This window comes from Krasilnikovia cinnamomea, assembly GCF_004217545.1.
GTDB classification, from domain to species: domain Bacteria; phylum Actinomycetota; class Actinomycetes; order Mycobacteriales; family Micromonosporaceae; genus Actinoplanes; species Actinoplanes cinnamomeus.
This window is the reverse complement of the sequence record NZ_SHKY01000001.1, coordinates 6,620,890-6,646,001: the sequence shown is the minus strand read 5'-3', so window position 1 is coordinate 6,646,001 and position 25,112 is coordinate 6,620,890. Positions and strand designations below refer to the sequence as shown.

Sequence of the window (25,112 nt, the reverse complement as noted above, 5' to 3'; positions counted from 1 at the left end):
AGGGTCAGTTGCGGCTGGACAGTCGCCGAAAGCCGTCGGCGCGGGTGGCGGCGAAACCGGCCAGGGCGACGGTCCCCAGCGCCCACACCACGGCGCTGCCCGGCGCCAGCAGCACCGGCAGCCTCGTGGCGGCCAGGCTGGGCAGCACGACCGCGAGCGCCCACACCGCGGCCAGCCCCACCGCCGCCCGGCGCACGCCGACGACGGTGCCGAGGGCGAGGGCGGCGGCGGTGAACGCGAGGCAGGGCAGCAGCACCAGCGCCAGCGCGGTCCCGGTGTGCGCACCGGCCAGCGCCAGCACCGGCACCACCACGGCCAGGACCGTCAGGGTGCGCCGCAGCAGCATCGTCGCGCCGGCGGCGGGTGTGCCCGCGACCAGTTCCCAGGCCGGGTCGTGGCGCCGGCTCCAGGCGACGGCGACCCCGGGCAGCGGCGCCACCGGCGCCAGCAGGAGCACCAGCGACGGCAGACCGGGCCGCAGCGAGTCGAGCAGCGCGGCGCAGCCGAGCACCGACACCGTCATGGTGAGCCACGGCAGCAGCGTCCAGACCAGCCAGCGGCGCCGCACCGCCGACCAGGGCCGGGGCCGCCGGACCGGGGCGGGACCGGCGGCGATGTCGCGGTCCAGGCCGACCGCGACCCGTTCGAGCAGGGCCCGGGTGTCGTCGGTGGCGCACCCGGCCAGCCGGGCCCGGCAGTCCGCGCAGGTCTCCAGGTGGACCTCGATCGACCAGACGGTGGCCTCGTCGAGGCCGTCGCCGTCGCCGGCGTAGCGGGCGAGCACAGGCAGGCCGGGGTGGGTGGTCATGACAGCGCCTCCCGCAGCGCGATCCGGGCCCGCCGGGCGCGGGCCTTCACCGTGCCCTCGGGCACGCTGAGCAGTACCGAGGTCTCCCGGACGGAGAGCCCGTCGAGGACCATCGCCCGCAGCACCTGCCGCAGTTCCGGCGGCAGGACCAGCAGCGCCTGCTCCAGCTCCTGGCCGACGCGCCCGGCCATGACCTCGTCCTCGGCGGCCGGCGCGGTCGTCTCGGCCAGCGGCACGGGTGGCACCTGCGCCTGCCGGGCGCGGCGGCGGAACGCGTCGACCAGCCGGTTGGCGGCGATCGTCCAGAGCCAGCCCACCGCGCTGCCCGACGCGGCCGACCCGGCGAAGCTCCCCGCCGCCCGCCAGACCGCCAGGTACGTCTCCTGCAGCACGTCGGCGACCACGTCCTCGTCGGCGCACCGGCGGCGCAGCCGCACCACCAGCCACGGCGACGTACGCCGGTACAACTCCTCGAACGCCCGCCGGTCGCCGGCGGCCGTGCGGCGCACGAGTGCCTCCTCGTCGACCGCGTCCAGGCTCCGCTTCACACCGGGTAAGACGAACCGTTCTCGCCCCCGGTTGTCGAAAACGTGTGACTCAGGCCACATCTAGTACGGCCCACCCCGGCCGCCGCCGCAGCGCGGACCGTTTGGCAGCCTCGTTCCGGCCGAAAGGAGGAGGCGCAACCCGCAGGCAACCGTCCGTGACCAGGCCACGCACCCCCGCCCCTCGAATCTCGAACCCGTGACCGGCTGAGACCCAGCCACACCGACCGGGGGAGAGAATCATGAGCCGCACAACGGTACGCACCGCCATCACCACCGCCCTGGCCAGCCTGGCCACCGCCAGCGCCGCCCTCATCGGTGCCGCCGCCCTGGCCACCCCCGCGCAGGCCGCCACGGTCACCACCTCGACCCTGCAGACCCAGCTGGTCAACTACACCAACGCCACCCGCGCCCGCGCCGGCTGCAAGCCGCTGCGCGTCGACTCCCGCCTGCTGCTGGCCGCCCGCGGCCACTCCGCCTACCAGGCCCGCACCCGCAAGATGAGCCACATCGGCTCCGGCGGCTCCACGTTCGTCACCCGCGCCCACCGCGCCGGCTACGCCTGGCCCATGAGCGAGAACGTCGCCTACGGCTACCCCACCGCCTCCCAGACCATGAAGGCCTGGATGGCCAGCCCCGGCCACCGCGCCAACATCCTCGACTGCCGCGCCAAGGCCTTCGCCGTCGGCGTCTACCGGGCCACCAACGGCACCCCCTACTACACCCAGGAATTCGGCTGGCGCTGAACCAACCGCGTGAACGACCCGGCCGGGACGCCCCGGCCGGGTTTTTCACGTACGGGGCGGGTTCAGCGGAACGGTTCCACGAGGGCGAAGGTCTGCTCGGGATCCTGGACGTGCGCGCTGTGCCCCACCCCGGCCAGTGTGGCCGTCACGACGTCCAGGGCGGCCAGCTGCTCGTCGGTGTTCATCGGATCGTCCACGCCCCGGGCCAGGACCACCGGGGCCGGGCAACCGGCCAGCAGCCGCGGCATGTCGGGCCGGCCCACGCCGAAGGCCGCGGGGTCCAGCGCCAGGCTCCACGAGTCGTCGCGCCGTACGAGTCCGGCGTCCACGGCCGGGTCGTCCACGGCCAGCAGGCCGTCGAGGCCGGCCACGCGCAGGTAGCGGGCGGCGGCCTCGGCTCGCGTCGGGTACCACGACCGGGGACGTTCGGCCATGGCGCGCGCCCGGCGCAGATCCTCGTCGCTCCACACGACCTTGATGCCGAGTCCGGCGACGCCGCGGACGGCGGTGGGGTGGTGGGCGGCCAGCGCGAGGGCCACCACCCCGCCCAGCGAGTGCCCGAGCAGGACGGTCGGTGCGTCCGCAGGGATCAGCCCGGCAAGGGCCTCGGCGAAACCGTCGAAGGTGTACCGGGCCAGCGGCGCCGAACCGCCGTGACCGGGCAGGTCGGGGGCGATCCAGGCGCCCGGCCAGCGCCGCTCGAGCAGCCCCGGCCACCCGCTCCACACGTCGGCGGTCGCACCCAGGCCGTGCAGCAACACCAGCACGGGACCGCCGGTGCCACCCCGGAGAACCCGCAGATCAGCCGCCATGCCCGGCAGTCTGCCACAGGCCGGGGCGGGCACGGACGGGCGGCGGATACCGTACGGGTGTCGGTCGGCACGAGGAGCGGGAATGCGTCTGCACGTCGGGTGCGCGATGTGGAATCTGAAGTCGTGGCACGGACGGTTCCTGCCGCACCGGCTCGCGGCGCCCGAACGCCTGCGCCACTACGCCGCCTGGTGCAACGCGGTCGAGGGGAACACGACCTTCTACGCCACGCCCGCCCCCGAGGCGGTGGCGTCCTGGGCGGAGCAGACCGGTCCGGACTTCCGGTTCGTCCTCAAGCTGCCGAGGGTGCTCACCCACGAGCGCCGGCTCGTGGGCGCGGACGCCGAGCTCGGCGCCTTCCTCGACGCCGTCGCGCCGCTCGGCCCCCGGGCGCACGCCCTCTGGGTGCAGCTGCCCGGCTCGTTCACCCCGGCCGACACGGCGACGCTGGCCCGCTTCCTGCGTACGCTGCCCCGCACGCACCGGTATGCCGTGGAGGTCCGGCACCCGGGTTTCTTCACCGACGCCCGCGCGGCGCGACAGCTGGAGGACGCGCTGGCGCCCGTGGCGGCGGAATGGGTCCCGTTCGACACCACGGCGTTCTTCGCGAGCCCGCCGACCAGCGACGCGGAACGCGAGGCGTGGACCAACAAGCCGCGCATGCCGCTGCGCACCCGCGCGCTGACCGACCGGCCGATCGTGCGCTACCTGGGCCGCGACGACACCGCGCGCACCGTCGAGGGCTGGCAGCCCTGGGTCGCCGTCGTCGCCGGCTGGCTGGCGGAGGGCCGTTCGCCGACGGTGTTCCTGCACACCCCGGACAACGCCGACGCGCCGGCCCTCGCCCGCCAATTCCACGACGAGGTCCGGGCGCGGGTGTCCGGGCTGGATCCGCTGCCCGACCCGTCGCCGACGGAACCGGCGACCCTGTTCTGAACCGGTACCGGTGCGGTGTTTCCGCCCCGGCACCGGTGTGGTCAGAAGCGGACCTTGGCCAGCTGGGTCGCCTGGGCGACCAGCCGGCCGCGGCTGTCCCAGACCTCGCAGACCTCGTCCACCAGGCCGTCCTCGACGAGCCGGGCGACCTGCCGCACCCGCAACGGCCCGGGCGCCGGAACGGCCCGTACGTAGACCGTCAGCTCCAGCGTCGGCACCCAGCCGACGCTGCCGATGGCGAACGTGGCCGGCGGGAACGAGTCGGCGACGAACAGCAACGAGATCGGGTCCGGCTCCATCCCGTCGATGAAGCGCAGCCAGCCCCGCAGCTCGGCCCGCTCACTCGGCTGGCCGAACGCGAAACCCAGCACGGCCGGGTCCAGCCGCTGCTCGACCACCTCCATCAGGTTCACCTTGACGCCGGAGCCCGGCGGCTCGACCGGGATCACCGGGCAGTCGTCCTCGGGCGGCAACGGCACAGCGGGGCTGTTGGCCCAGCGGGGCTCCGCGTCCGGGTCCAGCCGCCCGAGGGTGAACAGCGCCTCCACGCAGGCCTGGCCGCCCTGCACCAGGCGGGCACGCAGCTGGCTGGCCGATCGGCCGGTGCGCAGCGTGGTGACCTCCACCACCGCCGGACCGACCGTCGGCGCGGCCAGGTAGGTGGCGCTGGCGGCGAGCGGATGCGGGTGCCGCCCGGCCGGGTCGGCGCTGGTCGCGGCGCGGGCGAGCACGGACAGCAGGTAGCCGCCGTTGGGCTTGTCGCCGATCGTCCACTGCGGGTCGAGCTCGACCTCGAAGCTCGCGCCATCGCTGCGGACGGCCACCTTGGTGGCGTCGATGAAGCCGGCCAACACGGCCCCCTTTCCGGGACGTCAGATCGCGAGGATCGCACGTGGGTACGACACCCGCGATGATCACCGTCACGCTGGGGCAATCCGCCCGTGCGGACGTAACATGCGCGACCCGGCGCCGGGGCGGGCCACTCGCTGGCCGCGGCTGACCCGCGTCACGGTCGCGGCGTCAGCAGCCGACCGGCTCCGGCTGGAGGAACAGTTCGGCCAGCCACTGCGGCACCTCGTCGACCGGTTTGCCCGTCGACAACGCGACGATGGTGTAGGTCAGCGTGCCATCGGAGTGCAGCACCGACCGGTCCGCGCTGCGGATGTCGAACCGCACGGCCAGTTGCGCGCCGTCCAGCCGCTCGGAGAACGACGAGATGTGCAGCGTCGCCAGGCCGGTGATGGGACGCCGGTACGTGATCTCGGACTTCCGCAGATAGAACGCGTACCCGCGCCGGATGATCTCCGCGCTGGACACGGGCATCCGCTCGTCCAGGAACCGCAGCCGGGTCGTCGCGACATAGTCGACGTAGTTCTTGGCGTTGACGTGCCCGTACGCGTCCAGATCGCTGAACCGGACGTCGATCGTGCCGTCGTAGATGACCGGTGTGGTGGGGGTGGGCGCGCTCTGATCCATGGGCGTTGATCGTAACGACGCCCGGCAACCGGTGATCTTGGCGGTCAGGACAGCAGCAGCGTAACGGCCAGCGCGGCCAGCAGGGAGTCGACGCGGTCCAACAGTCCGCCGGAACCGGGCAGCCAGCCGGCGGCGTCCTTGACCCCGGCACCGCGCTTGATCATCGACTCGAACAGGTCACCCAGCGGAGCGCCGACCGCGACGGCGGCCACGAGACCGGCGACCAGCGGCGTCGGCAGGTCGCGCGCGAAGACGCCGAAGGCGGCCAGGACGCCGACGGCCACGGCCGCGCCGACGACCGTGCCGCTCCAGCGTTTCGCCGGGGACAGCAGGGACAAGCGCGGGCCGCCGAACCGACGGCCGGCCAGGTAGGCGGCGATGTCGCCGATCGAGACCGCGGCGAAGAGCACCAGCGCGGCGGCGCCCAACGGCACCACGGCCGCCAGCGGGGCGAGCCAGACCAGGCCCAGCACGCCGGACCCCGCCCGGCGCAGGCCGCCCGTGGCGTCCCCGGCCAGCAGCGGTACGACCCCGACCAGCACCGCGCCCGCGCCGACGGCGCGCAGGACATGGTCCGGGGCGAGCCACACCGTGCCGATCACCGCGACCAGGGCGGTGGCCAGCGCGGCCCGGTCCGGCCATGGCGCCCGCACGAGGGCGCCGTACTCGAGGGCGGCGATGACGGCGGCCACCGCCGCGAGCGCGGCCGCCCCGGGCGCCCCCAGCCAGAACGCGCCGGTGACCAGCGGCATCCCGATCGCCCAGGCGCACCACCGCTGGATCATCTCCCGCCGCCGGGACACGACGACCGCGATCCCGCCGACGGCGAGCGCCCCGGCCAGGTAGGGCACCAGGGCATCGACCGTGATCATCGGGCCGCCGGGCCCGCCACCCGGTTGTCCGCCGCGGTGGCGGGCGAGCACCTGCCGTCGCGGCGGGGCGCGGCGGCGTCGCGGGAGACCGCGAGGCCGGGCGGCACGACACCGGCACCCGGCGCCGCGAGCGCGGCCTGGTAGGCGGCGACGATCCGGGCGTTGGCCGCCGGGTCCTTGACGGCGATCCGGATGGTCCGGCCCTGGAACGCCGGTGACATGGGCGACAGGTCCCGCAGGTACACGTCGTCGCGGCGGCAGCGGGCGACCACCTCGGCCGCGCTCGGGCCCTGCGCCGGGAGCGTGACCAGCAGGAAGTTGGCCACGGCCGGCTCGACGCGGGCGGCCGGGTCCACCGCGCGCAGGCTCGCCGCCAGTTCGGCGCGCAGCACCGCGGTCTGCGCCCAGCGCGCCGCGTAGTACGCCGGGTCGCGCAGCGCCGCCACCGCCGCCAACTGCGCGGGCAGGCTGACCGCCCACGGCGGCGTCCACCGGCGCAGCGCCGCCGCGGTGGTCTCGTCGCTGGTGAGGTACGCCACCCGCATGCCCGACAGGGCGTACATCTTGGACATCGACGTGCAGACGACGATGTTGGAGCGCTCGGCGGCCAGGGGTGCCAGCGACTGGTCCAGGCCGGCGTAGCCCACGTACGCCTCATCGATCCACAGCCGGGTACGCGCCGGGACCCGCGCGATCAGGTCCCGCATCACCTCCAGTGGCAGCCGCCCGCCGGTGGGATTGTTGGGATTCACCACCACCGCCAGGTCGTAGGCGCCGCCGGCCAGCGCCCCGGCGAGCCGGTCGACGTCGATGCGCCACCCGTCGGCGGGGCCGATCGGCAGGCGGTCCACCCGGCAGCCGATCACCTCGGTGGTGACGTGGGCGTACTCGCCGTACGTGGGATCGATGAGCAGCACCCGGCTGGCCGGGGTGAGCCACTCGCGGAAGGCCCGGAAGATGAGGTCGGAGGAGCCCGCGCCGAGGGTGAGCGCGCCGGTGGGCACGCCGCGCGCCGCCGCGATCTCGGCGCGCAGGCCGTCCGCGGCGACCGGCGGGGAGGTACGGGCGTGCCAGCCCGGATCCTCGGCCAGCACGTCGAGCACCCCGGGCGCGGGCGGGAACCACGCGTCGAGCACGTCGGCCGCGACGACCTCCCGGCGGCGGTGCAGGCGGCGGAAGTCGGCGCCGATGCCGTCGAACGAGGCTCCGCCGTGGGCGCAGCCGTCCGCGCCGGGGTGCACCGGCATGTCGAGCCGCCAGTCCAGGTCGGCGCCGAGGCGGGCCAGCACGGGGCCGTACCGTTGCCGCGCCCGGGTCGCCAGCGCGTCCACTCTCGCCGACATCACCTCGAAGGTGACCGCGCCGGACACCACGGTGTGACCGGTCGGGCGCAGGCCGGCGGCCCGGTACATGTCGGCCAGGTCGGTGCGGCCCATCGCCAGCACCTGGCGCCCGCCACGGGACTGCACCCAGCGCAGCGCCGCGTACATCAGCAGGGAGGCGACCGCGGTGCCGCGCCACGGCGCGGCCACGGTCAGGATGCGGATCTCGAACGCGTCGGCCGCGTCGAGCGCGGGCAGCTCGGCGCGGGAGAGGTACTTGTCCAGAGACCACTGGCCGACCCACGGCGGCGTGATGCTGACGAAGCCGGCGGGGGTCCCGCCCGACGTGGCGACCAGGTAGACCACGCCGCGCTCGTCGAGGGCGTCGCTGAGCCGGCCCGCCGGGACGACGGCGTGCTGGCCCAGCTCCTGGGCGTACACCTCGTGCCGGAGGCGGTGGATCCAGTCCCGGTCCGCCGGGGTGCCCAGCCGCAATCCAAGCCTCGCCGCAACCACTGTGGATTCTCCCTCGCCTCGGTCCGGGACCGCCGGCGGCAAGATCCGCCGGGGGTGTCGCGGCGAAACCCTACGCGGCGGCGCGCCGGGCCCGGACCGTTCGGCGTACTCGCTGGTGGTTGAGTACGCGTACTCAACATCGCGGGCACGCAGGGGTGGGCGCCGCGTACCGCCCGGGTGGACGGTACGCGGCGCCGTGTGCGTGGTGGGTGGCTCTCAGTACGGCAGGTTGGCGTCGGTGAAGAGGTGGATGTTGACGAGGGTGTTCGTGCCGTTGTTGTTGGTCGCGCAGACGGTGTAGGTGCCGGGACCCGGGAAGGTGCCGTAGGAGGAGCGGCCCTCCCAGGCGAACGCGCTGGTGGTGCCGGTCGGCGAGCCGTAGACGACTACGCCGTTGCGCTGCACCTTGAACCTGGCGCCCTGGTTGGTGGCCTGGCCGTCGGCGCGCACCTGGTAGCTGGCGTACAGGCTCAGGCACCGCTGCTGGCCCGGCAGCAGCGTGCCGCCCCAGCCGGTGGCGGATGCGTACGCGGCGCCGGGCAGCGCGATCAGCGCGAGGGCGGAGGCACCGGCGATGCCGGCGGCGAGCGCGGTGCGGCGGGTGCGGTGGCCGGCGGTGCTGCGGGACGTCGTGTGGCGGATCATCGTGGAACGCTCCTCGGGTCTTGGCGGTGCTCGTTCTGACGCAAATGACCGTATGGCTGACCAATAGCCACAAAACAGACCATTCCCCGCCCGATAACCGCTCACTTTGCGCTCACCCCGATCCCCCTTTTGACCGTTTCGTCTTCCAAAGTCCGGTGGAGCGGACGAGACTGGAGGCCGTGAGCATCCGGTTCGCCGACCAGGTCGCCGCGGCCCGCCGCCAGGACTTCGTCGGCCGCACCGCGGAGCTGGCCGGGTTCGGGCGGTTGCTGGGCGCCGACGGCGGCGCGCTGGTCTGGGTGCACGGGCCCGGCGGGGTGGGCAAGACCTCGCTGCTGCACCAGTTCGCGGGCCTGGCGGAACAGGCCGGACGACCGGTGCGCTGGCTCGATGACGCGGCCGTCGAGGGCGAACGGCTCGTCGTACTATCCGACGGCGAGCCCGCGACGGAGGTGCTGGCGGCGCTGCCCGCCGACGCCGTGGTGGCCGTGGCCAGCCGGTCGGAGCCGCCGCTGCGCTACCGCACCGACCCGGGATGGCGCAGCATGCTGCACCCGATGCCGCTGGCCAACCTGGGACCGGACGAGAGCCGGCAGTTGCTCGCCCGGCGCCATGTACCCGAAGCGGCGCACGCCGACGCGCTCGCCTTCACCCACGGCCACCCGCTGGCCCTGGCGCTGATCGCCGACGTGCACGCCCAGGGCCGCGGCCCCACCCCCGCGGCGGGCCCGGAGGTGGTGGCCACCCTGCTGACCGCGCTCGTCGACGCGGTGCCCGGCCCGTCACACCGGATGGCGCTCGACGCGGTCTCGCAGGTGGCCGCCACGACCGAGCCGCTGCTGGCCGAGCTGCTGGAGGTGCCGGACGCGCACGAGCTGTTCGACTGGCTGCGCGGCCTGTCGGTGATCTCCGCCGGCACGCACGGGCTGGTGCCGCACGACCTCGCCCGCGAGGCACTCGCCCGCGACCTGCGCTGGCGTCACCCGCAGCTGCACGCCGCGATCCACCGCCGGGCCGGGGCGTACTACCGGCGCCAGTTCGGCCGCGCCGCCCCCGACGACCAGCGCCGGATCCTGCTGGACTTCGCGTTCCTGCATCGCGAGAGCCCGGTGATCGGCGCCTTCCTGCAGCACAGCCCGGACGGCGAGCTGCGGGTCGTGACCGCTGACCCGCCGCGCTGGCCGCAGCTGCGGGCGATGATCGAACGGCACGAGGGCGCCGAGTCGGCGGAGATCTTCGACCACTGGTGCCGTCAGTCGCCCGAGGGCGTGCACGCGGTCGTCGACGGGCAGGGCACCGCGGTGGGCCTGGTCGTGCTGCTCACCCTGTACGCGGCCGACCCGGCCGACCCGGCCGCGCTGGCGGCCTGGCGATGCGCCGCCCCGGCGCCCGGCGAGGCGGTGTCGCTGGTGCGGTACTGGCTCGACGCCGAGGTGTACCAGGACCCCTCCCCGGTGCAGGCACTCGTCTCGATCAACTCGGTGCGCCACTACCTGACCACCCCGCACCTCGGATACGCCCTGATCTACCAGTCCGACCCGGACCTATGGGCCGCGATGTGCGAGTACGTCGACTTCCCCCGCGCGCCGGACGCCGACTTCACCGTCGGCGGGCGCCGCTACGCCGGGTTCGGCCACGACTGGCGCGTCACCCCGCGGCTGGCGTGGCTGAACCTGCTGGCCACCCGGGAGACGGCCGAGGAACCGATGGCCGTGGAGCCGCCGGCCGCACCTACCACCATGGACCGGGGTGCCTTCGCGGCCGCGGTGCGGGAGGCGTTGCGGGAGTGGAACCGGCCCGACCGGCTGGCGGCGAGCCCGCTGCTGGCCACCCGGCTGGCCGTCGGCGCTCCGGGCGAGGACGGCGCTCCGGGCGAGAGCGGCGCTCCGGGCGAGGGCGGCGCTCCGGGCGAGGGCAGGGTCGAGGCGCTGCGCGCGGCCTTCGAGCAGGCCGCCGCGACGATGGCCGACGCGCCCCGGGACCGGTCCGCGTACCGCGCGCTGCACCACACGTACCTGCAGCCGGCGGGCACGCAGCAGGCGGCGGCGGATCTGCTGCGCCTGCCGATGAGTACGTTCCGCCGGCACCTGGCCGCCGGGGTGGAGCGGCTCACCGAGATCCTCTGGCAGCGCGAGTCCGGCCGCTGACGCGGCGAGCCGCCAGGCGCTCACCTAGCGGCTCAAAGTGCGCGGAGCGTGGATCATGAGGAGTTCGGGTCAGCTCCTAACCCGAAGTCTTCACGAATCACACCGCTCCACATTGGGCACTGGCGCGCCCGCATGCGGTTCGGCACCTTGCCCACGGAACGGGAGAAGGGTGATGCGGGCGCTGGCCGATCTCCGCGACGACGACCGCGCCGCCCTCGCCGACCTTCTGCGCCGCCTGAACCACGCCCTGGAGAACCGGGCCTGACTCCCCACACGCCCGGCACACCGCCGATAGCGGATCAACGGCGACAAATGTCTGGAGGCCTCCAGCGAGGGCTGTCTGTCCTCTATGGTGAGTGAGGCACTCGACCCACCCGACATTGAGGACGCCCTGATGGACCGCAGTCAGGCCCCACCGGACGCACCCGGCCCTCGGTCGCGCTCGGCGTCCGCGCAGGGAAAGGACCTGCGACGATGCCAAACCGGCGGATGCTGAGAAGCTGCCAGGCGGTCGTCGACTCGCTCAGTCTGCCCAAACCGTTCTCCGTCGGCGCCCTGCTGGCCGATCTCGCAACGCGGCGAGGCCGGCCGATCAACGTACACACGCTGGACGGCGCGATGACCGCGCACACCTGCGGCCTGTGGATCTCCACCGACTTCAGCGACGACATCTTCGTCGAGGAACGCACCACCGCCTTCCACCGGGAACACATCATCCTGCACGAGATCGGGCACCTGGTCTGCGACCACGGCGCGATCCACGACGGGGCGTCCACCACCTTCGCCCGCCTGTTGCCGGACCTCGATCCGGCGCTGGTCCGCCGACTGCTCGCCCGCACCAACTACACCGACGAGCAGGAGCAGGAAGCGGAGCTGGTGGCCAGCCTGATCCGGACCGCGGCCGGCAGCCGCGCCGGGCCGCCGTCGGGTGGCGTACGCGGCGAATTGGAACTCGCGCTCGGCATTCGCGAATAGGAAACCGATGGACCTCGCTGCCATATACCAATTCGGCCTGAAGGTCGAACTGGCCGGAGCGCTCGCCCTGTGGGTGGCGCTGGCCCTGCGCGTCAGGTCGGCCCGGCACTCCCGCCAGCAGCGGATGCTGCTCTACGCGGTGGCCGGACTGGCCGGCTCGATCACCGTCTATCTCGACCCGGTGAGCGCCGCACTCAACCGTACGTTCATCTTCGCCAACAGCTGCGGGCTGTTCATGAACGTCTGGGGCGTGCTGGCCTCCGCGCTCATCCTCGACTTCATCCTGGCCGCCATCTCCCAGCGCCGCCCCTGGCTGGTGTACGGCCTGGGCGCCGCGGTGTCCGCCACACTGATCCTGCTGAACTTCACGATCGCCCCGCACGCCGGCTGCGTCTCGGCGCAGGTCGTGCCCTGGTACAGCCCGTTCTGGTGGCTCCTGATCGCCGCCCATCTGGTCGCCACCATCCCCTCCGCCGCCCTGTGCGCGCGCTACGCGGTGCGGGCCGGGGCGGACCGGACGCTGCGAACCGGACTGATGCTGCTGGCCGCGGGCTTCGTGTCGTCCACGGTGTTCTGGCTGATCGTGCTGGTCTTCCTGCTGGCCCGGCCCATGGCACTGGGCGCGTTCTTCCCCCTCAACATCGGGATCACGGCCTGGCTGATGACCGCCGGCGTCTGCTTGCCGTTGCTCATCGACCTGCGCCGGCAGGCCCGCCACCGCGCCGCGCTGTGGCGCCTCTGGCCGCTGTGGCGTGACCTCGTCGAGGCCGCGCCGCAGGTCGTGCTACAACAGCCGAGCGGGCGCCTGCGGCAACTGCTGGCCCGGCCGCGCACCACGAACCTGCGTCTCTACCGCCAGGTCGTCGAGATCCGCGACGCGATCCTGATCCTGCGCGACTACGTCCGCGCCGAGGAGATGGACCACGTGGTGCGGACCGTTGCGGTGGGCCCAGCGTCGCAGCGCCAGCCCTCCCCCGCCGTCGTGGCGTCGTGGCTCGAGGTCGCCCGGCGCAACAAGGCGAACGGGGTCACCCCGAAACGCAGCCTGGACGACGCGACGCCCGAACCCGGTGACGACCTGGACAGCGAGGTCGACTTCCTGCTCGCGCTGGGCCAGGCCCGCCGGTCGCCGTCGGTGCGTGCCGTCACCACCCCGGCGGTTACGGTCGACCAGGCAGAACAGGCCCCGCAGCACGACCCGGCGAGGAGCGAACAGACCGCATGACCGTCAGGAGTTCCACGGACGCGTACAGCTCCGGAATGCTGAGCAAGGACTCGCCGCGGGAGCGCGAACGGCTGGAGTCGATCCAGGGCAGCGTGGACGCCGTCACCGTCGGCATCCTCGACAATCTCGGCGTACGTTCGTCCTGGCACTGCCTGGAGTTGGGCGCCGGGGCCGGGTCGATCGCCTACTGGCTGGCCGACCACTGCCGCGACGGGCGGGTGGTCGCCGCCGACATCGACACGCGCTACCTCGACCCCGGCTACGCCGCCCACCTGGAGATCCAGGAGGTCGACGTCACCGCCGAGGCGTACCGGCCGGGCCGGTTCGACCTGATCCACGCGCGCTACCTGCTGTGTCACCTGCCGGCTCGGGACGCGGTGCTGGCCCGCGCCGCGACCTGGCTGAAACCCGGCGGGTGGCTGGTCGTCGAGGAGCCCTACCAACTGCCCGCCGAGACCTCACCGTTCCCGCTGGTCCGGCGGCTCATGGCGGCCTACGCCCACAGGTACGCCGACCACGGCGCCGACCTGACCTGGGCCCGCAGCCTCCCGCACGCCTTGGCCCGCAACGGTCTGACCGAGGTGGACTACCGGGGCAACCTCGCCCGCATGGGGTGCCTCGGCCGGGACCGGTGGGCGCCGCTGATCAAGCAGGCGGGCCCGTCCCTCGTCGCGGACGGCCTGATCACCGAGGGGGAACTCGCCGGGTTCTTCGAACTCCTCGCCGATCCCACCTTCGTCGACATTCCCCAGGTGACGATCTCGGCATGGGCCCGGCGCCCGGAGGCCGGCAGCTAGGCGGCGGACGGTTGTGCGGTGTCCGGCTGGTCCGCCTCGGCGGCCCGTGGCCACGTAGACGCACGGGGTGACCGGGCGCCGTTCAATCGATGTGGGGCGTGTTGCCGTTCAGATAGTCCACTATCTGCCTTCGCATTGTCGGGTGGATGTCCAGCGTGAGCATGTCCTCAGGTGCGAACCAGCCCACTGCGCTCGCCTCATCGTTCTCCATCGGTGTGCCGCCGAGCGGATGAGCCAGGAATGTCACCTCGTATTCCTGGCGTATCTCTCCATCCGTGTAGGCGACGATATGGCCTGGATCCGAGTAGATGCCGACAATGCCGAGAATTTCCACGGCTATCCCGGTCTCTTCAAGGGTTTCACGGATGGCGCACTCAGACGGAGTCTCGCCGATCTCCTGCTTGCCCATAGGCAAGGCCCATTGCCCAGTGTCTCGGCGGCGTTGCAGCAAGATTTTTCCGAGATCATCCACCGCGACAACACCGCATGCAGGAACGAGCGTGTTGGGCTTGGGTGCTTCGGGATCGTTCCAGTATTCGACGCGCCCCACGGTGCTATGCCTCCGTACCGAGCCACGGCAGAGCCGTGGCCCATACTCGTTCGAATGCGGCCATGTGATGCTCGAACAGTGCGCCACCATCAACACGCCGGAAATGATAGGTCGGGTTTAAGCTCGCAGGCTGTCCGAAGACATGACTGTTAATGAGCGCGTCGTCGTCGTACCGGAAGATGCTGTTATAAGGGGTAGTGTCGTGTAGGCGGATTTCACACCCGTCCACCTGTGCTATCTCTCGGTAATAGGTCAGGGAGGCGCGAATCTTGGCCGCCATGGTTCCGCAAAGACTCTCCTCGCGGTCACGAACGGCGACAGCTTCGCCGTTCGGGTCGCCGAAGCAGAGCCGTACATAGGCGCCCTCCGAAATCCGTTTAGCGAGCATGGGTGAGACGCGTGGTTGAGTTTGCGCGAAGAATGTTCCCGAATAGACCAGGACATCGATTCTTTCCTGTGCGCCGTTCAGAAGTCGCAACCACTTTTCTTGCGGAATGGCGGCGCGGTCAACATGAATCTCTACCAGTTCGGAACGACTTGCGTCCTTCCCGCCTTTACGGCCGACGTCGGCCAGGACGTCGGGCCATAGATACGTCTCATCCGTGCCCAACCTCTTCGCTGTAACCCATCGGTGCCGCCTGTGCGGAACACGGGACTTGCCAATCCAGCGTTCAACCGTCTTCGGATCAACGCCGCACTCGTCTGCAAGATCTTCCGTAGCGACACCTTGGCGCAACATTGCGGTCCGTAGACGGTCGTTCATGCCCTCATTGGACAGGAACGCCGGGGGACGTTTCAAGTACCTCGGAGGACGTTTAGCCTTCGCGTAGACGTCCCCGTAGGTGGGTGCGACGTCCCGCGGAATCGGGTTTGCTCTGATCAGGCTGCGTGCTGCCGTCTACAGCAGAACGGAGATCACCTGCCCAAGAGACGTTACCAAGACGAGTGTTCGAAACCTCTTGGCCTACGGGTTTCTGCACGTCCAACCGGGACCGGCTCTATCTGAGGTGTGGCGCATTTCCTGCGGGTGCCTGGTGGTTCGTGTGACTCGATTGTGCTGCCTACGCGGTGGTTGGAGGTGATGCTAGATGGACACCATGGCAACGGTGGCGGTGGCTGCCTTGTTGCTGGGTTTCCTCGCGGGCCTACTTGCATTCAAGATCAAGTGCCGTTGGTGCCCGCATTGCGGCGAGGTTCTGTGCTGCCCTAGGGGGCATAGCCGAACCACCAGGAGGGCCGTGATCCCGTGACCGTTCGACGAGTGGTGATTGCGGCCCCTCAACTTCCGAAGCGGGTTCGCGGTGCGTCGCTTCACCCGAAGCTTCGGGCGGTCGGCCGAGCCGCCGTCGTGTACCCCCAGGGGCCGAATGCGGTCGAGCTTGAGCACCTACTGACAGCGCTCCGTTCTTGGCAGCCGGGGCCATCCGGACGGTGCGAGGGCCGTCGTGACCGGTAGGCCGCAACCGGGCGTCACGCTTCGCCTGGCGGACCAGGACTACAAGTACGGCGCCGGACCGATTCTGTGCCGGGTCGAAGCGATCATTGACCCATACGACTACGGCGACGGTCAGACGTGGTGGCGCGTTTCCGGGGAGTGCGCGCACGGAACACCTGAACATCATGGTGGTTGGCAAGGCCGCGAGCTCTACGTCCGCGAACCTGCATTCTTGCAAACCGTAGGCGACTGAAAGTCAGCCTCACGGCGGTGTCCGTGGCCACCTCGGCGGCCGGTCGGCCCAGCGCGGTCAGCTCGTGGTGGATCGGGAACACCGGTGCGCCGTCGTGAATCTGGAACTCGATCGCCGCGCTGGGCGGCGATGTACCGACTCACCGCCCAGCGCGGCGGCGATCAGGAGGGCGCAGTTTGTGCAGGCGCCGTAGGAGACCGCGTCGGCAGCATCCGGTCGAGGGTCAGCTCGGGTTCGGCGAGTCCGGCGCGCTCGATCACCCGGCGCAGGAACCGTCGCTGTGCCGGTCAGTCCGCCTCCGCCGCCACGGCGGCGATGGCGCACTCCCGGTGGGTGGGCAGGGCCAGGCAGATTCCGCGTACGCCCGGAGCGGTCATCGCACGCATCCACGGTCGCGGGGTCGTTCGCCATCGGCACGAAGAGCTCTCACCGGACTGCCCGACCCTCGGCGAACCAGCGATAACTACGGAGGGAAAAGGACCGTTCACAAATAGTCACGGGAGCTGGGGTGACCCTTTTCGCGCGGCGACTGCGATGGCGCCGTCCGAAGGTGCACAAGGGAATTGCCGCGAGCGGACGTAGCACGCTTAATGGCACGGAACCGCCCGCAAGTCCGGCCCGGTCGCGCACAGCGTCCAGCGGGGACTCCAGTGCGCAGTCCAGTAGCGGGTCCAAGGCGCCGACGAACATCGGATGAATGATGGCCGACCAGCAACACGTCGTCGTGAACCTCAACGACCTGACACCGGCGGGCCAGGCGAGGGCATGGCAGATTCCCGACTTCCTGGAACGCCTGCCCGCCCGGCGGCCCACCTACCGCGCCGACGACCTGTACGAGCGGGTCTACGTCGCCTTCGGCGAGAACCGGACCGACCCGCTCGGCCGGATCTCGGTGTATCCCCAGCGGCTGTTGCCCTACCGCGACCCGGACAGCGGCGGCGCGAAGCTGTTGAGCGCCACGCTGGTCGAGTTCCCCACCACCGCGTTCATGGCCCCAGACGTGTGGGACCTGCTGTTCGAGGCCACGCTGGCGCAGGTGCCGACCGTCGCGGTCTACCTGCCCCCGGAGTGCCGCCGGCACGTCGACTACCTGCACGGTCTCGGCTTCAAGCGGTACGCCGACGACTACGACAGCACCCGCAGCCTGTACCTACGGCACGGCCCGGCCAGCGACCGGATGCCGGTCTACCCGATCCTGCCGGGCACCAACCTCATGCGTACGGCGAACGCCTCCTCCGCGCTGATGCCCGAGACCGAGGCGTGGGCGGCGGTGGAGAACTACTCCGGTTTCTCCGGGTACGCGTGGCTGACCCCGCTGCTGGACAGCCTGCTCGGCTCGCCCACCCGGCTGCTGAGCATGCCCGCCGGCACCGGCGACGTCCTGCGGCTGCTGCCCGAACGCCTCCTGCACACCGTCGAGGAGTGCGTCGGGATCGACATCCTCGGCCGCAACATCGAGTTCGCCCAGGCGCGGGCCGCGCGGCCGCACGTGGACACGCTGAACATGCTGGTGTGCACCGCCTTCCTGGAAGCCGGTGTCACCGGCGACCCCGCCCCCGCCCTGGCGCTGGTGCGCCAGGTGTGCGCCCGCGCGGGACGGCCGATCGGGTACGACGCGGCCCGCGATCTGTACATCGAGCTGCGCGCCGTCGCCGACGAGGCGTTGACCTGCGGCGGGATCGCCGACTGGTTCGCGCTCACCAAGGCCATCGGCCGGTTCGTGGGCGGGCCGGACACGCGGCTGCCCAGCGTGGCCCTGGCGGACGCGATCGGGCCCGACGGCGTACAGACGCTGGCGGCCCGGCACGGCGGCCTGCCGGACCCGGAGTCCTTCGCGCAGCTGCGGGACCGTGGCGGGGTCGCCTTCGACACGGCGGACATGTTCGCGTACCGGTCGGCGCGGCCCTTCGACACGATCTTCGTCTGGGAGGCGATGCTGATCGTGGCGGCGGCCGGGCGGCAACGCGAGTACGTGGAGATGATCGACGCGAACCTGGCCCCGGGCGGGACCGTGGTCCTGACCGGCATCCGCCGTGACGACGGCCGTCCCGGTCGCGACCTGGAGATCCTGGTCGCGGAGTTCCGTCGCAACGGCTACGCCACGGTGGTGACCGACGCGTCCCCGCCGACCGACCGGTGGGCCCGTGGCCTGCTCCCCCAGCCGGTCTTCCCGGTCCTCATCGCGACCAAGACCTGTCCGTGACCGCTCACCCGGGCGCGGCCCTGACCGGCGCCCACCCCGACGAGGCCGCGACCGGTGGCGCCGGCCTCGACGCGGCCGGCGACCACCTCGACGTGGCCATCGTCGGCACGGGGCCGCGCGGGTTGTCGGTCCTCGAACGGCTGCTGGCCCGCCTGGACGCGCGACCGACGGGGGCGCGCGTACGGATCTGGGCCTTCGATCCGGCACCGCACGGCGCGGGCCGGATCTGGCGGCCTGACCAGCCCGACTGGTATCTGATGAACACCGTCACGGGTGAGGTCACGATGTATTCGGGCGGGCCGGATTCCGGCCCGCCCCGCGCCGGTGCCGGGCCGTCGCTGCACCAGTGGCTGTCGGCCCACCCGGATCCCCGCTGGTCCCGGCTGGGCGAGAACGACTACGCCCCCCGCTCGGTGTACGGCGGCTACCTGTGCGCGGTCTACCGCGCGGTGGTCGCCCGGTGTCCGGCCGGCGTGACCGTCCACGCGGTACCGGCACGGGTCGAACGGATCGACCGGCACCGGGGCGGCTTCCTGCTGACCGCCGACGGCGGCAGTCTGCGGCTGCCCGTCGACAAGGTGGTGCTGACCACGGGCCACGCGGCCACCGAACCCGAGGATGCCGAGCGGCATCTGACGGCGTACGCGAAACGGCATCCGGGTGTGCGCTACGTCCGGGGCGACTCGGCCTGCGACCTGGACCTGTCGGGGGTAGACGCGGGCGAACAGGTCGGTGTGCTCGGGCTCGGGCTCACCTTCTTCGACGTGGTGCGGGCGCTGACCACGGGCCGGGGCGGGCGGTTCGACACCGGCGCCGGCGGCCGGTTGCGCTACCTGCCGAGCGGCCGGGAGCCGCGCCTGGTCGCCGGTTCCCGGGGCGGCCTGCCGATGCTCGCCCGCGGCGCCAACCAGAAGGGACCGTACTACCGGTACCGTCCCCGGTTCCTGACCGAGTCGGCGCTGGCCGACGCCCGGCGGCGCACCGGCCGCGCTCAGCTCGACTTCCGCCGCGACGTGCTGCCGCTGGTACGCGCCGAGGTGAACCACGTCTACTTCACCGGCCTGGTGCGGCAACGCCGGGGCGAGCAGGCCGCCGCCCGCTTCGCCGACCGGCACCTGGCCGGACCCGACGACGCCGGACTCCTCGCCGAGTTCGGGGTCGCCGACGCGCCCGCGCCGGACCTGGAGCGGCTTGCCCGGCCGTTCACGGGGATGCGCTTCGCCGACCCGGACGCCTTCCAGCGCTACGCCCTCGACCTGCTCGAGTACGACGCGGCGCAGGCCCGGCACGGCAACGTGTCGGGGCCGCTCAAGGCGGCGCTGGACATCCTGCGGGACCTGCGCGGCGCGATGCGTGCCGCGGTCGAGTTCGGCGGGCTGCGCGCCGAGTCGCACCGCGACGACTTCCTCGGCTGGTTCGCGCCGGTCAACGCGTTCGTCTCGACCGGGCCGGGCCGCGACCGGATCGCCGAGCTGTGCGCACTGATCCGCGCCGGCGTGGTCGCCCTGGCCGGACCGGACGTGCGGGTGGACCGGGCACCGGCGGGTGCGGGGTTCGCGCTGTCCTCGCCGCGGGTGGCCGGGTCACGCCGGGTGGTGACCACGCTCATCGACGCCCGCATGCCGCGGCCCTCGGTGCGGCGGGACCGCTCGCCGCTGACGCGGCAACTGCTGGCGGACGGCCTGATCACCGAGTACACCGTGCCCGGCAGCCGCTACGCGCCGGGCGGCGCCGCGGTGACCCGGCCGCCGTTCCACGCCGTGGGCGCGGGCGGCGTGCCCGACCCGGACCTGTACCTGCTGGGCATCCCGACCGAGGGACAGCGCTGGTTCACCCAGATCGGCAACGGCCGGCCGGGGCCGATGAGCGGGTTCCACGCCGACGCCGACAGCGTGGCCGCCGACGTCCTGGCCGGGGTCGGCGACGCCCGCGAACCCGACCGGGGCGACCTCGTCGACGCCGGCCCGGCCCGGACGTGAGGAGCCAACCATGACCGGGGACAACCACGCGACGTTCCGGGCCGCACGCGACCTGCTGCTGGCCCTGCGCGCCGACCACGACGCCGCGTACGCGTCGTTCCGCTGGCCCCGCTTCGAGCACTTCAACTGGGCGCTCGACTGGTTCGATCCGATCGCCCGCGGCAACCACCGCCCGGCGGTGCGGCTGCTGTCCGGACCGGCCGCGACCACGGTCAGCTACGCGGAGCTGGCCGAGCGCTCCGACCAGGTGGCCGGGTGGCTGCGCCGGTGCGGGGTACGGCGCGGCGACCGGTGCCTGGTGATGCTGGACAACCAGATCGAGGTGTGGGAGGTGCTGCTGGCCGCGATGAAGCTCGGCGCGGTGGTGATCCCCACGTACACGACCGTGTCCGCGCCCGACCTCGCCGCCCGGCTCCGGCGCGGGGTGGTGTCCCATCTGGTCACCACCGACCGGCTGGCCGAGCGGCTCGGTGACACCGGTCGCGGGCTCACCCGGATCGCGGTGGGCGCGCCGGTGCGCGGCTGGCTGCCGTACCGCGACGCGTACGGTCAGTCCCCCGGTTTCGTCCCGGACGGGCCGACGCGGGCCGGGGATCCCCTGCTGCTGTACTTCACCTCGGGCACCACGTCGCGGCCCAAGCTGGCCCTGCACACCCACGTCAGCTACCCGGTCGGCCACCTGTCCGGCATGTATTGGGGCGGTGTGCGCCCCGGGGACCTGCACCTGAACGTGTCCGCGCCGGGCTGGGCCAAGCACGCCTGGAGCAGCTTCTTCGTCCCGTTCAACGCCGAGGCCACGCTGCTGGCGCTCGACGTGCCCGAGCAGGAACCGGCGCGGGCGGTGCTGGACGCGCTGCACGAGCACCGGGCGACGACGTTCTGCGCGCCGCCGACGGTGTGGCGCTCGCTCATCCAGCAGGATCTGCGGCGCGCACCACAGGCCCTGCGCGAGGCGGGCAGCGTCGGGGAGCCGCTGAACCCCGAGGTCATCGAACGGATCGGGCGCGCGTGGGGCGTCCCGGTGCGCGACGGGTACGGCCAGACCGAGACCACCGCGCAGATCGGCACGACCCCGGGGCTGCCGGCGCGGCCCGGGACGATGGGCAAGCCGCTGCCCGGATACCGGATCACGCTCGTGGACCCGGTTACCGGGGAGCCGGGCGACGAGGGCGAGATCTGTGTCGAGCTGTCCGACCTGCCGGTCGGCGTGATGACCGGCTACCTCGACGACGAGGAGAGGAACGCCCGCACGTTCGCCGGCGGCCGCTACCACACCGGCGACATCGGGCGGCGCGACGCCGACGGGTACCTCACGTACGTGGGCCGCACCGATGACGTGTTCAAGTCGCACAACCACCGGATCTCACCGTTCGAGCTGGAGAGCGTGCTGCTGGAGCACCCGGATGTCGTCGAGGCGGCGGTCGTGCCCGTGCCGGATCCGGTGGCCATCCAGGTGCCCAAGGCGTTCGTCACGCTGTGCGGCGGCTGCCCGCCGACCGTCGAGACGGCCCGCGCGATCCTGGCGCACAGCAGCGCCCAGCTGGCCCCGCACCAGCGGATCCGGCGCATCGAGTTCCGTACGCTGCCGAAGACCACCTCGGGCAAGATCAAGCGGGCCGAGCTGCGGGCGCTGGACCGGGCGGCCGGGCGGCCCTTCGAATACCGCGCGGAGGACTTGTCCGCCTGAACCGGGCGGTTTCCCCTGGTGGGGAGCCGGGTCGGCGGAAGGCGCGCACGACGGTGGGTTACCGTCTACCCGACCGCACCGCAGCGAAGCCGGTGAGATTCCGGCGCTGTCCCGCAACTGTGATGCCGCCCGCCCCCCGCCGCCTCGCGGCGCGGCGGCGACGGACGAGCCAGGTCGCCTGCGGAGCCGTCGCGAATTGCGCCTTCGAGGAAGGGCGTCTCGCGGACCGGGCACACACCCCTGTCGGCGAAACACTCACCCCTCGGCCGACAGGAGGAGACATGTTCACACGCGCCCCCCGCGCGCTGACCGCCGCGCTGACCGCGCTGGCCGCCGCCGCACTGACGCTCACCGCCGGATGTGCCGGCGACGGCGCGCAAACCGGCAGCCCGGCGCCCAGCGGCTCGGCGGCCGCCAGCTTCCCGGTGACCGTCGGCAAGGTCACGCTGGCCACGCGGCCGGAGAAGATCGTCTCGCTGTCGCCGACCGCCACGGAGATGCTGTTCGCCATCGGCGCGGGCAAGCAGGTCACCGCGGTCGACGAGAACAGCAACTACCCGCCGGAGGCGCCGAAGGGCGACCTGTCCGGCTTCCAGCCGAACGCCGAGGCCATCGCGGCCAAGGACCCCGACCTCGTGGTGATCTCCAACGACCTCAACAAGATCATGGACCAGCTCGCCCAGCTGAAGATCCCGGTGTATCTGGCCCCCGCCGCGGTGACGCTGGACGACACGTACCGGCAGACCGCCGAGCTCGGCACGCTCACCGGGCACGGCGGCGAGGCGCAGGCCGTGGTCACGAAGATGAAGGCGGACATCGCCCAGATCGTCACCAAGGTGCCGCAGCGCCCGGCGAAGCCCACGTACTACTACGAGCTCGGGCCGGAGCTGTACTCCGTGACCTCCAAGACCTTCGTCGGCTCGCTGTTCGCCATGGCCGGGCTCGCCAACATCGCCGACCCGGCCGACGCCGACGGCGCCAAGGGCGGCTACCCGCAGCTCTCCGAGGAGTTCATCGTCAAGGCGAACCCCGACTTCGTCTTCCTGGCCGACACCAAGTGCTGCGGGCAGTCCGCCGCCACGGTCAAGGCGCGCAAGGGCTGGTCGAGCGTGACGGCCGTGACCAAGGACCAGATCGTCGCGCTGGACGACGACATCGCGTCGCGGTGGGGCCCCCGCGTGGTCGACCTGCTGCGCACCATCGTCGACTCCACCGCCCAGGCGAAGTAGTGACCCCGCGCCCCGCGCCGTCCGGCGCCCGGACCGGCGCGGCACCCGCCGCGCCGTCCCGGCCCGGACGGCTGCGGGCGCGCTGGGTGCTGCTCGGCTGCGCGGCAGTGCTGGTCGCCGCCGTGACCGGCCTGTCGCTGGGGCCGGTCAGCCTCCCCCCGGGCGGGGTCGCCGCCGAACTGCTCAACCTGCTCCCGAACGTGCACGTCGACAGCGGGCTCAGCGCGCGGGAGGCCGCGATCGTCACCGAGCTGCGGCTGCCCCGGGTCGTGCTGGGCCTGCTGGTCGGCGCCATGCTGGCCCTGGCCGGGGGCTGCTACCAGGGGGTGTTCCGCAACCCGCTGGCCGATCCGTACCTGCTGGGGGTGGCCGCCGGGGCCGGGCTGGGCGTCACGATGGTGATCACCTCCCGGGCGGATCCGGTCGGTGGTGTGACGGCGGGGCTGCCGCTGACCGCGCCGGTCGCGGCGTTCGCCGGCGCGCTGGGCGCGGTGGTGCTGACGTACGTGCTGGGTGTGGCCGGTGGTCGCGACCGCTCACCGGCCACGCTGATCCTGGCGGGCGTCGCCGTCTCGGCGTTCCTGGCGGCCGGGCAGACGTACCTGCTGCAGCGCAACGCCGACGCCATCCAGGAGGTCTACTCCTGGCTGCTCGGGCGGCTGGCCACCGGCGGCTGGCACGACGTGCTGGTGCTGCTGCCGTACGCGATCGTGACCGCCGTGGTCGTGCTGGCGCACCGCCGTGAACTCGACGTGCTGTCGGTCGGCGACGCCGAGGCCGCCAGCCTGGGCCTGCACCCGCAACGTTCCCGGTACGTACTGATCGCGGCAGCGTCGCTCGGCACCGCCGCCGCGGTGTCGGTGTCCGGGCTGATCGGCTTCGTCGGCGTCATCGTGCCGCACACGGTGCGCCTGCTGGCCGGGTCGAGCTACCGCGTGATCCTGCCGCTGTCGATGCTGTTCGGCGCGGCGTTCCTCACCCTCACCGACCTGGTCGCGCGGACCGTCGCGGCGCCCGCCGAGATCCCCATCGGCGTGGTGACCGCCTTCATCGGCGCGCCCTTCTTCGTGCTGGTCCTGCGCAGCGCCGGGCGGACCGAATGAGCCCGGCACCGGCCGTCGAGGTCACCGGCCTGCACGTGCGGCTGGGCGGCGCGGCGATCCTGCACGGCGTCGACCTGAGCGTCCACACCGGCGAGTGGGTCGCGGTCATCGGCCCCAACGGGGCCGGCAAGTCGACGCTGCTGCGGGCGGTCGGCGGGCTGCTGCCGTACACCGGATCGGTGCGCCTGCTGGGTACGCCCAGCGACCGGCTGCGCCGCCGCGACCGCGCGCGGGTGGTCGCCACCGTGATGCAGTCACCGGTCGTGCCCGCCGGCATGGCGGTGCTGGAATACGTGCTGCTCGGGCGCACCCCCTACATCTCCCCGCTGGGTCGCGAGTCGGGCGCCGATCTCGACGCCGCGCACGCCGTGCTGGATCAGCTCGACCTGGCCGGTTTCGCCGGGCGCCCGCTGGCCACGCTGTCCGGCGGCGAACGTCAGCGGGTCTTCCTCGCCCGGGCGCTGGCCCAGGGCGCGACCCTGCTGCTGCTGGACGAACCCACCAGCGCGCTGGACATCGGGCACCAGCAGGAGGTGCTGGAGCTGGTGGATCACCTGCGCCGGGAACGGCAGCTCACGGTCATCGCCACCATGCACGACCTGTCGATCGCCGGGGAGTACGCCGACCGTCTGGTGCTGCTGGCCGACGGGCGGGTCGTGGCCAGCGGGGTGCCGCGCGAGGTGCTGACCGAGGAGCTGCTGGCCCGGCACTACCGGGCCCGCGTCCGGGTGATCGACGGCGAGAACGGCCCGCTGGTCGTCCCGGTGCGCGGCTGAGCGTTGCACGCCGTTCGGGCGGGTTTCGCCGCCCGTGGCCCGGGGCCGGCGGCTGCGCGTTGCGCTCCCTTCGCGGC

The 25,112-nt window shown here is 72.6% G+C and carries 22 protein-coding genes, 1 pseudogene and 1 riboswitch; of the genes and pseudogenes, 12 read left to right on the top strand and 11 right to left on the bottom strand.

The window, feature by feature from the left end:
* Positions 1–4: 4 nt before the first annotated feature.
* Both EV385_RS29805 and EV385_RS29800 read right to left on the bottom strand, forming a co-directional pair.
* A complete protein-coding gene (locus EV385_RS29805) occupies positions 5–808 on the bottom strand; it encodes a hypothetical protein (protein WP_130512474.1) in 804 nt (267 codons plus the stop codon).
* A complete protein-coding gene (locus tag EV385_RS29800) occupies positions 805–1,356 on the bottom strand; it encodes an RNA polymerase sigma factor (protein ID WP_130512473.1) in 552 nt (183 codons plus the stop codon). The genes EV385_RS29805 and EV385_RS29800 overlap by 4 nt, the downstream gene beginning before the upstream one ends.
* A 239-nt stretch (positions 1,357–1,595) precedes the next feature.
* Here EV385_RS29800 and EV385_RS29795 point away from each other — a divergent pair, with 239 nt between their 5' ends.
* Positions 1,596–2,099 carry a CAP domain-containing protein gene (locus EV385_RS29795; protein WP_165449654.1) on the top strand — a complete coding sequence of 168 codons (504 nt, stop codon included), beginning with the start codon at positions 1,596–1,598 and terminating at the stop codon, positions 2,097–2,099.
* A 62-nt stretch (positions 2,100–2,161) separates the two neighbouring features.
* Here EV385_RS29795 and EV385_RS29790 read toward each other — a convergent pair whose 3' ends face one another.
* Positions 2,162–2,911 (bottom strand): alpha/beta fold hydrolase, encoded by a 750-nt coding sequence (locus EV385_RS29790; protein ID WP_130512472.1) that lies wholly within the window; start codon positions 2,909–2,911, stop codon positions 2,162–2,164.
* Between the two features lie 106 nt (positions 2,912–3,017).
* On the opposite strand from EV385_RS29790, the gene EV385_RS29785 reads away from it, so the two are divergent.
* Entirely contained in the window at positions 3,018–3,845 is an 828-nt protein-coding gene (locus tag EV385_RS29785; RefSeq protein ID WP_207230158.1) for a DUF72 domain-containing protein, read from the top strand.
* A 41-nt stretch (positions 3,846–3,886) separates the two neighbouring features.
* Here the strand turns inward: EV385_RS29785 and EV385_RS29780 are convergent, their stop codons facing one another.
* From EV385_RS29780 to EV385_RS29760, 5 genes are all read right to left on the bottom strand, one after another.
* A complete protein-coding gene (locus EV385_RS29780) occupies positions 3,887–4,699 on the bottom strand; it encodes a thioesterase family protein (protein ID WP_423203089.1) in 813 nt (270 codons plus the stop codon).
* A 166-nt stretch (positions 4,700–4,865) separates the two neighbouring features.
* Positions 4,866–5,321, bottom strand: coding sequence for an acyl-CoA thioesterase (locus EV385_RS29775; RefSeq protein ID WP_130512469.1), 456 nt, complete (start codon positions 5,319–5,321; stop codon positions 4,866–4,868).
* A gap of 44 nt (positions 5,322–5,365) precedes the next feature.
* Positions 5,366–6,193, bottom strand: coding sequence for a phosphatidate cytidylyltransferase (locus EV385_RS29770; RefSeq protein ID WP_130512468.1), 828 nt, complete (start codon positions 6,191–6,193; stop codon positions 5,366–5,368).
* Positions 6,190–8,031, bottom strand: a complete 1,842-nt coding sequence (locus tag EV385_RS29765) for a histidinol-phosphate aminotransferase family protein (protein WP_207230003.1) — start codon at positions 8,029–8,031, stop codon at positions 6,190–6,192. Before EV385_RS29765 ends, EV385_RS29770 begins: the two co-directional genes overlap by 4 nt.
* Positions 8,032–8,247: 216 nt before the next feature.
* A complete protein-coding gene (locus tag EV385_RS29760) occupies positions 8,248–8,676 on the bottom strand; it encodes a hypothetical protein (RefSeq protein WP_130512467.1) in 429 nt (142 codons plus the stop codon).
* A gap of 179 nt (positions 8,677–8,855) precedes the next feature.
* Here EV385_RS29760 and EV385_RS34095 point away from each other — a divergent pair, with 179 nt between their 5' ends.
* The 4 genes from EV385_RS34095 (at position 8,856) to EV385_RS29740 (ending at position 13,820) form a co-directional block, all read left to right on the top strand.
* Entirely contained in the window at positions 8,856–10,823 is a 1,968-nt protein-coding gene (locus tag EV385_RS34095) for an ATP-binding protein (RefSeq protein WP_165449653.1), read from the top strand.
* Between the two features lie 489 nt (positions 10,824–11,312).
* Positions 11,313–11,798: a zinc metalloprotease gene (locus tag EV385_RS29750; RefSeq protein ID WP_207230002.1), complete on the top strand. Its 486-nt coding sequence runs from the start codon at positions 11,313–11,315 to the stop codon at positions 11,796–11,798.
* Between the two features lie 7 nt (positions 11,799–11,805).
* The gene (locus EV385_RS29745; protein WP_207230001.1) at positions 11,806–13,023 is read left to right on the top strand and encodes an MAB_1171c family putative transporter; all 1,218 of its coding nucleotides are present in this window, start codon (positions 11,806–11,808) and stop codon (positions 13,021–13,023) included.
* Positions 13,020–13,820 carry a class I SAM-dependent methyltransferase gene (locus EV385_RS29740; RefSeq protein ID WP_207230000.1) on the top strand — a complete coding sequence of 267 codons (801 nt, stop codon included), beginning with the start codon at positions 13,020–13,022 and terminating at the stop codon, positions 13,818–13,820. Before EV385_RS29745 ends, EV385_RS29740 begins: the two co-directional genes overlap by 4 nt.
* Before the next feature lie 82 nt (positions 13,821–13,902).
* Here EV385_RS29740 and EV385_RS29735 read toward each other — a convergent pair whose 3' ends face one another.
* The 3 genes and pseudogenes from EV385_RS29735 to EV385_RS36200 all read right to left on the bottom strand — a co-directional run.
* A complete protein-coding gene (locus EV385_RS29735; protein WP_130512465.1) occupies positions 13,903–14,370 on the bottom strand; it encodes an NUDIX hydrolase in 468 nt (155 codons plus the stop codon).
* 4 nt (positions 14,371–14,374) lie between these two features.
* Positions 14,375–15,133 (bottom strand): helix-turn-helix domain-containing protein, encoded by a 759-nt coding sequence (locus EV385_RS29730; protein ID WP_130512464.1) that lies wholly within the window; start codon positions 15,131–15,133, stop codon positions 14,375–14,377.
* 776 nt (positions 15,134–15,909) lie between these two features.
* Positions 15,910–16,330, bottom strand: a pseudogene (locus tag EV385_RS36200) (DUF6271 family protein); the annotation flags it as partial.
* A gap of 428 nt (positions 16,331–16,758) precedes the next feature.
* On the opposite strand from EV385_RS36200, the gene EV385_RS29725 reads away from it, so the two are divergent.
* The 6 genes from EV385_RS29725 to EV385_RS29705 all read left to right on the top strand — a co-directional run bounded on the left by EV385_RS29725 (position 16,759) and on the right by EV385_RS29705 (position 25,035).
* Positions 16,759–18,261, top strand: coding sequence for a hypothetical protein (locus EV385_RS29725; RefSeq protein ID WP_165449652.1), 1,503 nt, complete (start codon positions 16,759–16,761; stop codon positions 18,259–18,261).
* Positions 18,258–20,240 (top strand): FAD/NAD(P)-binding protein, encoded by a 1,983-nt coding sequence (locus EV385_RS29720; RefSeq protein ID WP_165449651.1) that lies wholly within the window; start codon positions 18,258–18,260, stop codon positions 20,238–20,240. Before EV385_RS29725 ends, EV385_RS29720 begins: the two co-directional genes overlap by 4 nt.
* A gap of 10 nt (positions 20,241–20,250) precedes the next feature.
* The gene (locus EV385_RS29715; RefSeq protein ID WP_130512461.1) at positions 20,251–21,927 is read left to right on the top strand and encodes an AMP-binding protein; all 1,677 of its coding nucleotides are present in this window, start codon (positions 20,251–20,253) and stop codon (positions 21,925–21,927) included.
* A gap of 88 nt (positions 21,928–22,015) precedes the next feature.
* A riboswitch (cobalamin riboswitch) is annotated at positions 22,016–22,101 on the top strand.
* Between the two features lie 107 nt (positions 22,102–22,208).
* A complete protein-coding gene (locus tag EV385_RS35425; protein ID WP_242625149.1) occupies positions 22,209–23,156 on the top strand; it encodes an ABC transporter substrate-binding protein in 948 nt (315 codons plus the stop codon).
* Complete coding sequence (locus tag EV385_RS35420) at positions 23,156–24,259, top strand: FecCD family ABC transporter permease (protein WP_242625148.1); 1,104 nt, start codon at positions 23,156–23,158, stop codon at positions 24,257–24,259. Before EV385_RS35425 ends, EV385_RS35420 begins: the two co-directional genes overlap by 1 nt.
* Positions 24,256–25,035, top strand: a complete 780-nt coding sequence (locus EV385_RS29705; protein ID WP_130512460.1) for an ABC transporter ATP-binding protein — start codon at positions 24,256–24,258, stop codon at positions 25,033–25,035. The genes EV385_RS35420 and EV385_RS29705 overlap by 4 nt, the downstream gene beginning before the upstream one ends.
* Positions 25,036–25,112: the final 77 nt, after the last annotated feature.

Bases quoted from the DNA above. Each gene is read 5' to 3' on its own strand.
- EV385_RS29805 (WP_130512474.1), bottom strand. From the start codon at position 808: ATGACCACCCACCCCGGCCTGCCTGTGCTCGCCCGCTACGCCGGCGAC.
- EV385_RS29795 (WP_165449654.1), top strand. From the start codon at position 1,596: ATGAGCCGCACAACGGTACGCACCGCCATCACCACCGCCCTGGCCAGC.
- EV385_RS29790 (WP_130512472.1), bottom strand. From the start codon at position 2,911: ATGGCGGCTGATCTGCGGGTTCTCCGGGGTGGCACCGGCGGTCCCGTG.
- EV385_RS29785 (WP_207230158.1), top strand. From the start codon at position 3,018: ATGTGGAATCTGAAGTCGTGGCACGGACGGTTCCTGCCGCACCGGCTC.
- EV385_RS29775 (WP_130512469.1), bottom strand. From the start codon at position 5,321: ATGGATCAGAGCGCGCCCACCCCCACCACACCGGTCATCTACGACGGC.
- EV385_RS29770 (WP_130512468.1), bottom strand. From the start codon at position 6,193: ATGATCACGGTCGATGCCCTGGTGCCCTACCTGGCCGGGGCGCTCGCC.
- EV385_RS29760 (WP_130512467.1), bottom strand. From the start codon at position 8,676: ATGATCCGCCACACGACGTCCCGCAGCACCGCCGGCCACCGCACCCGC.
- EV385_RS29750 (WP_207230002.1), top strand. From the start codon at position 11,313: ATGCTGAGAAGCTGCCAGGCGGTCGTCGACTCGCTCAGTCTGCCCAAA.
- EV385_RS29745 (WP_207230001.1), top strand. From the start codon at position 11,806: ATGGACCTCGCTGCCATATACCAATTCGGCCTGAAGGTCGAACTGGCC.
- EV385_RS29740 (WP_207230000.1), top strand. From the start codon at position 13,020: ATGACCGTCAGGAGTTCCACGGACGCGTACAGCTCCGGAATGCTGAGC.
- EV385_RS29730 (WP_130512464.1), bottom strand. From the start codon at position 15,133: ATGAACGACCGTCTACGGACCGCAATGTTGCGCCAAGGTGTCGCTACG.
- EV385_RS29725 (WP_165449652.1), top strand. From the start codon at position 16,759: ATGGCCGACCAGCAACACGTCGTCGTGAACCTCAACGACCTGACACCG.
- EV385_RS29715 (WP_130512461.1), top strand. From the start codon at position 20,251: ATGACCGGGGACAACCACGCGACGTTCCGGGCCGCACGCGACCTGCTG.
- EV385_RS35425 (WP_242625149.1), top strand. From the start codon at position 22,209: ATGTTCACACGCGCCCCCCGCGCGCTGACCGCCGCGCTGACCGCGCTG.
- EV385_RS29705 (WP_130512460.1), top strand. From the start codon at position 24,256: ATGAGCCCGGCACCGGCCGTCGAGGTCACCGGCCTGCACGTGCGGCTG.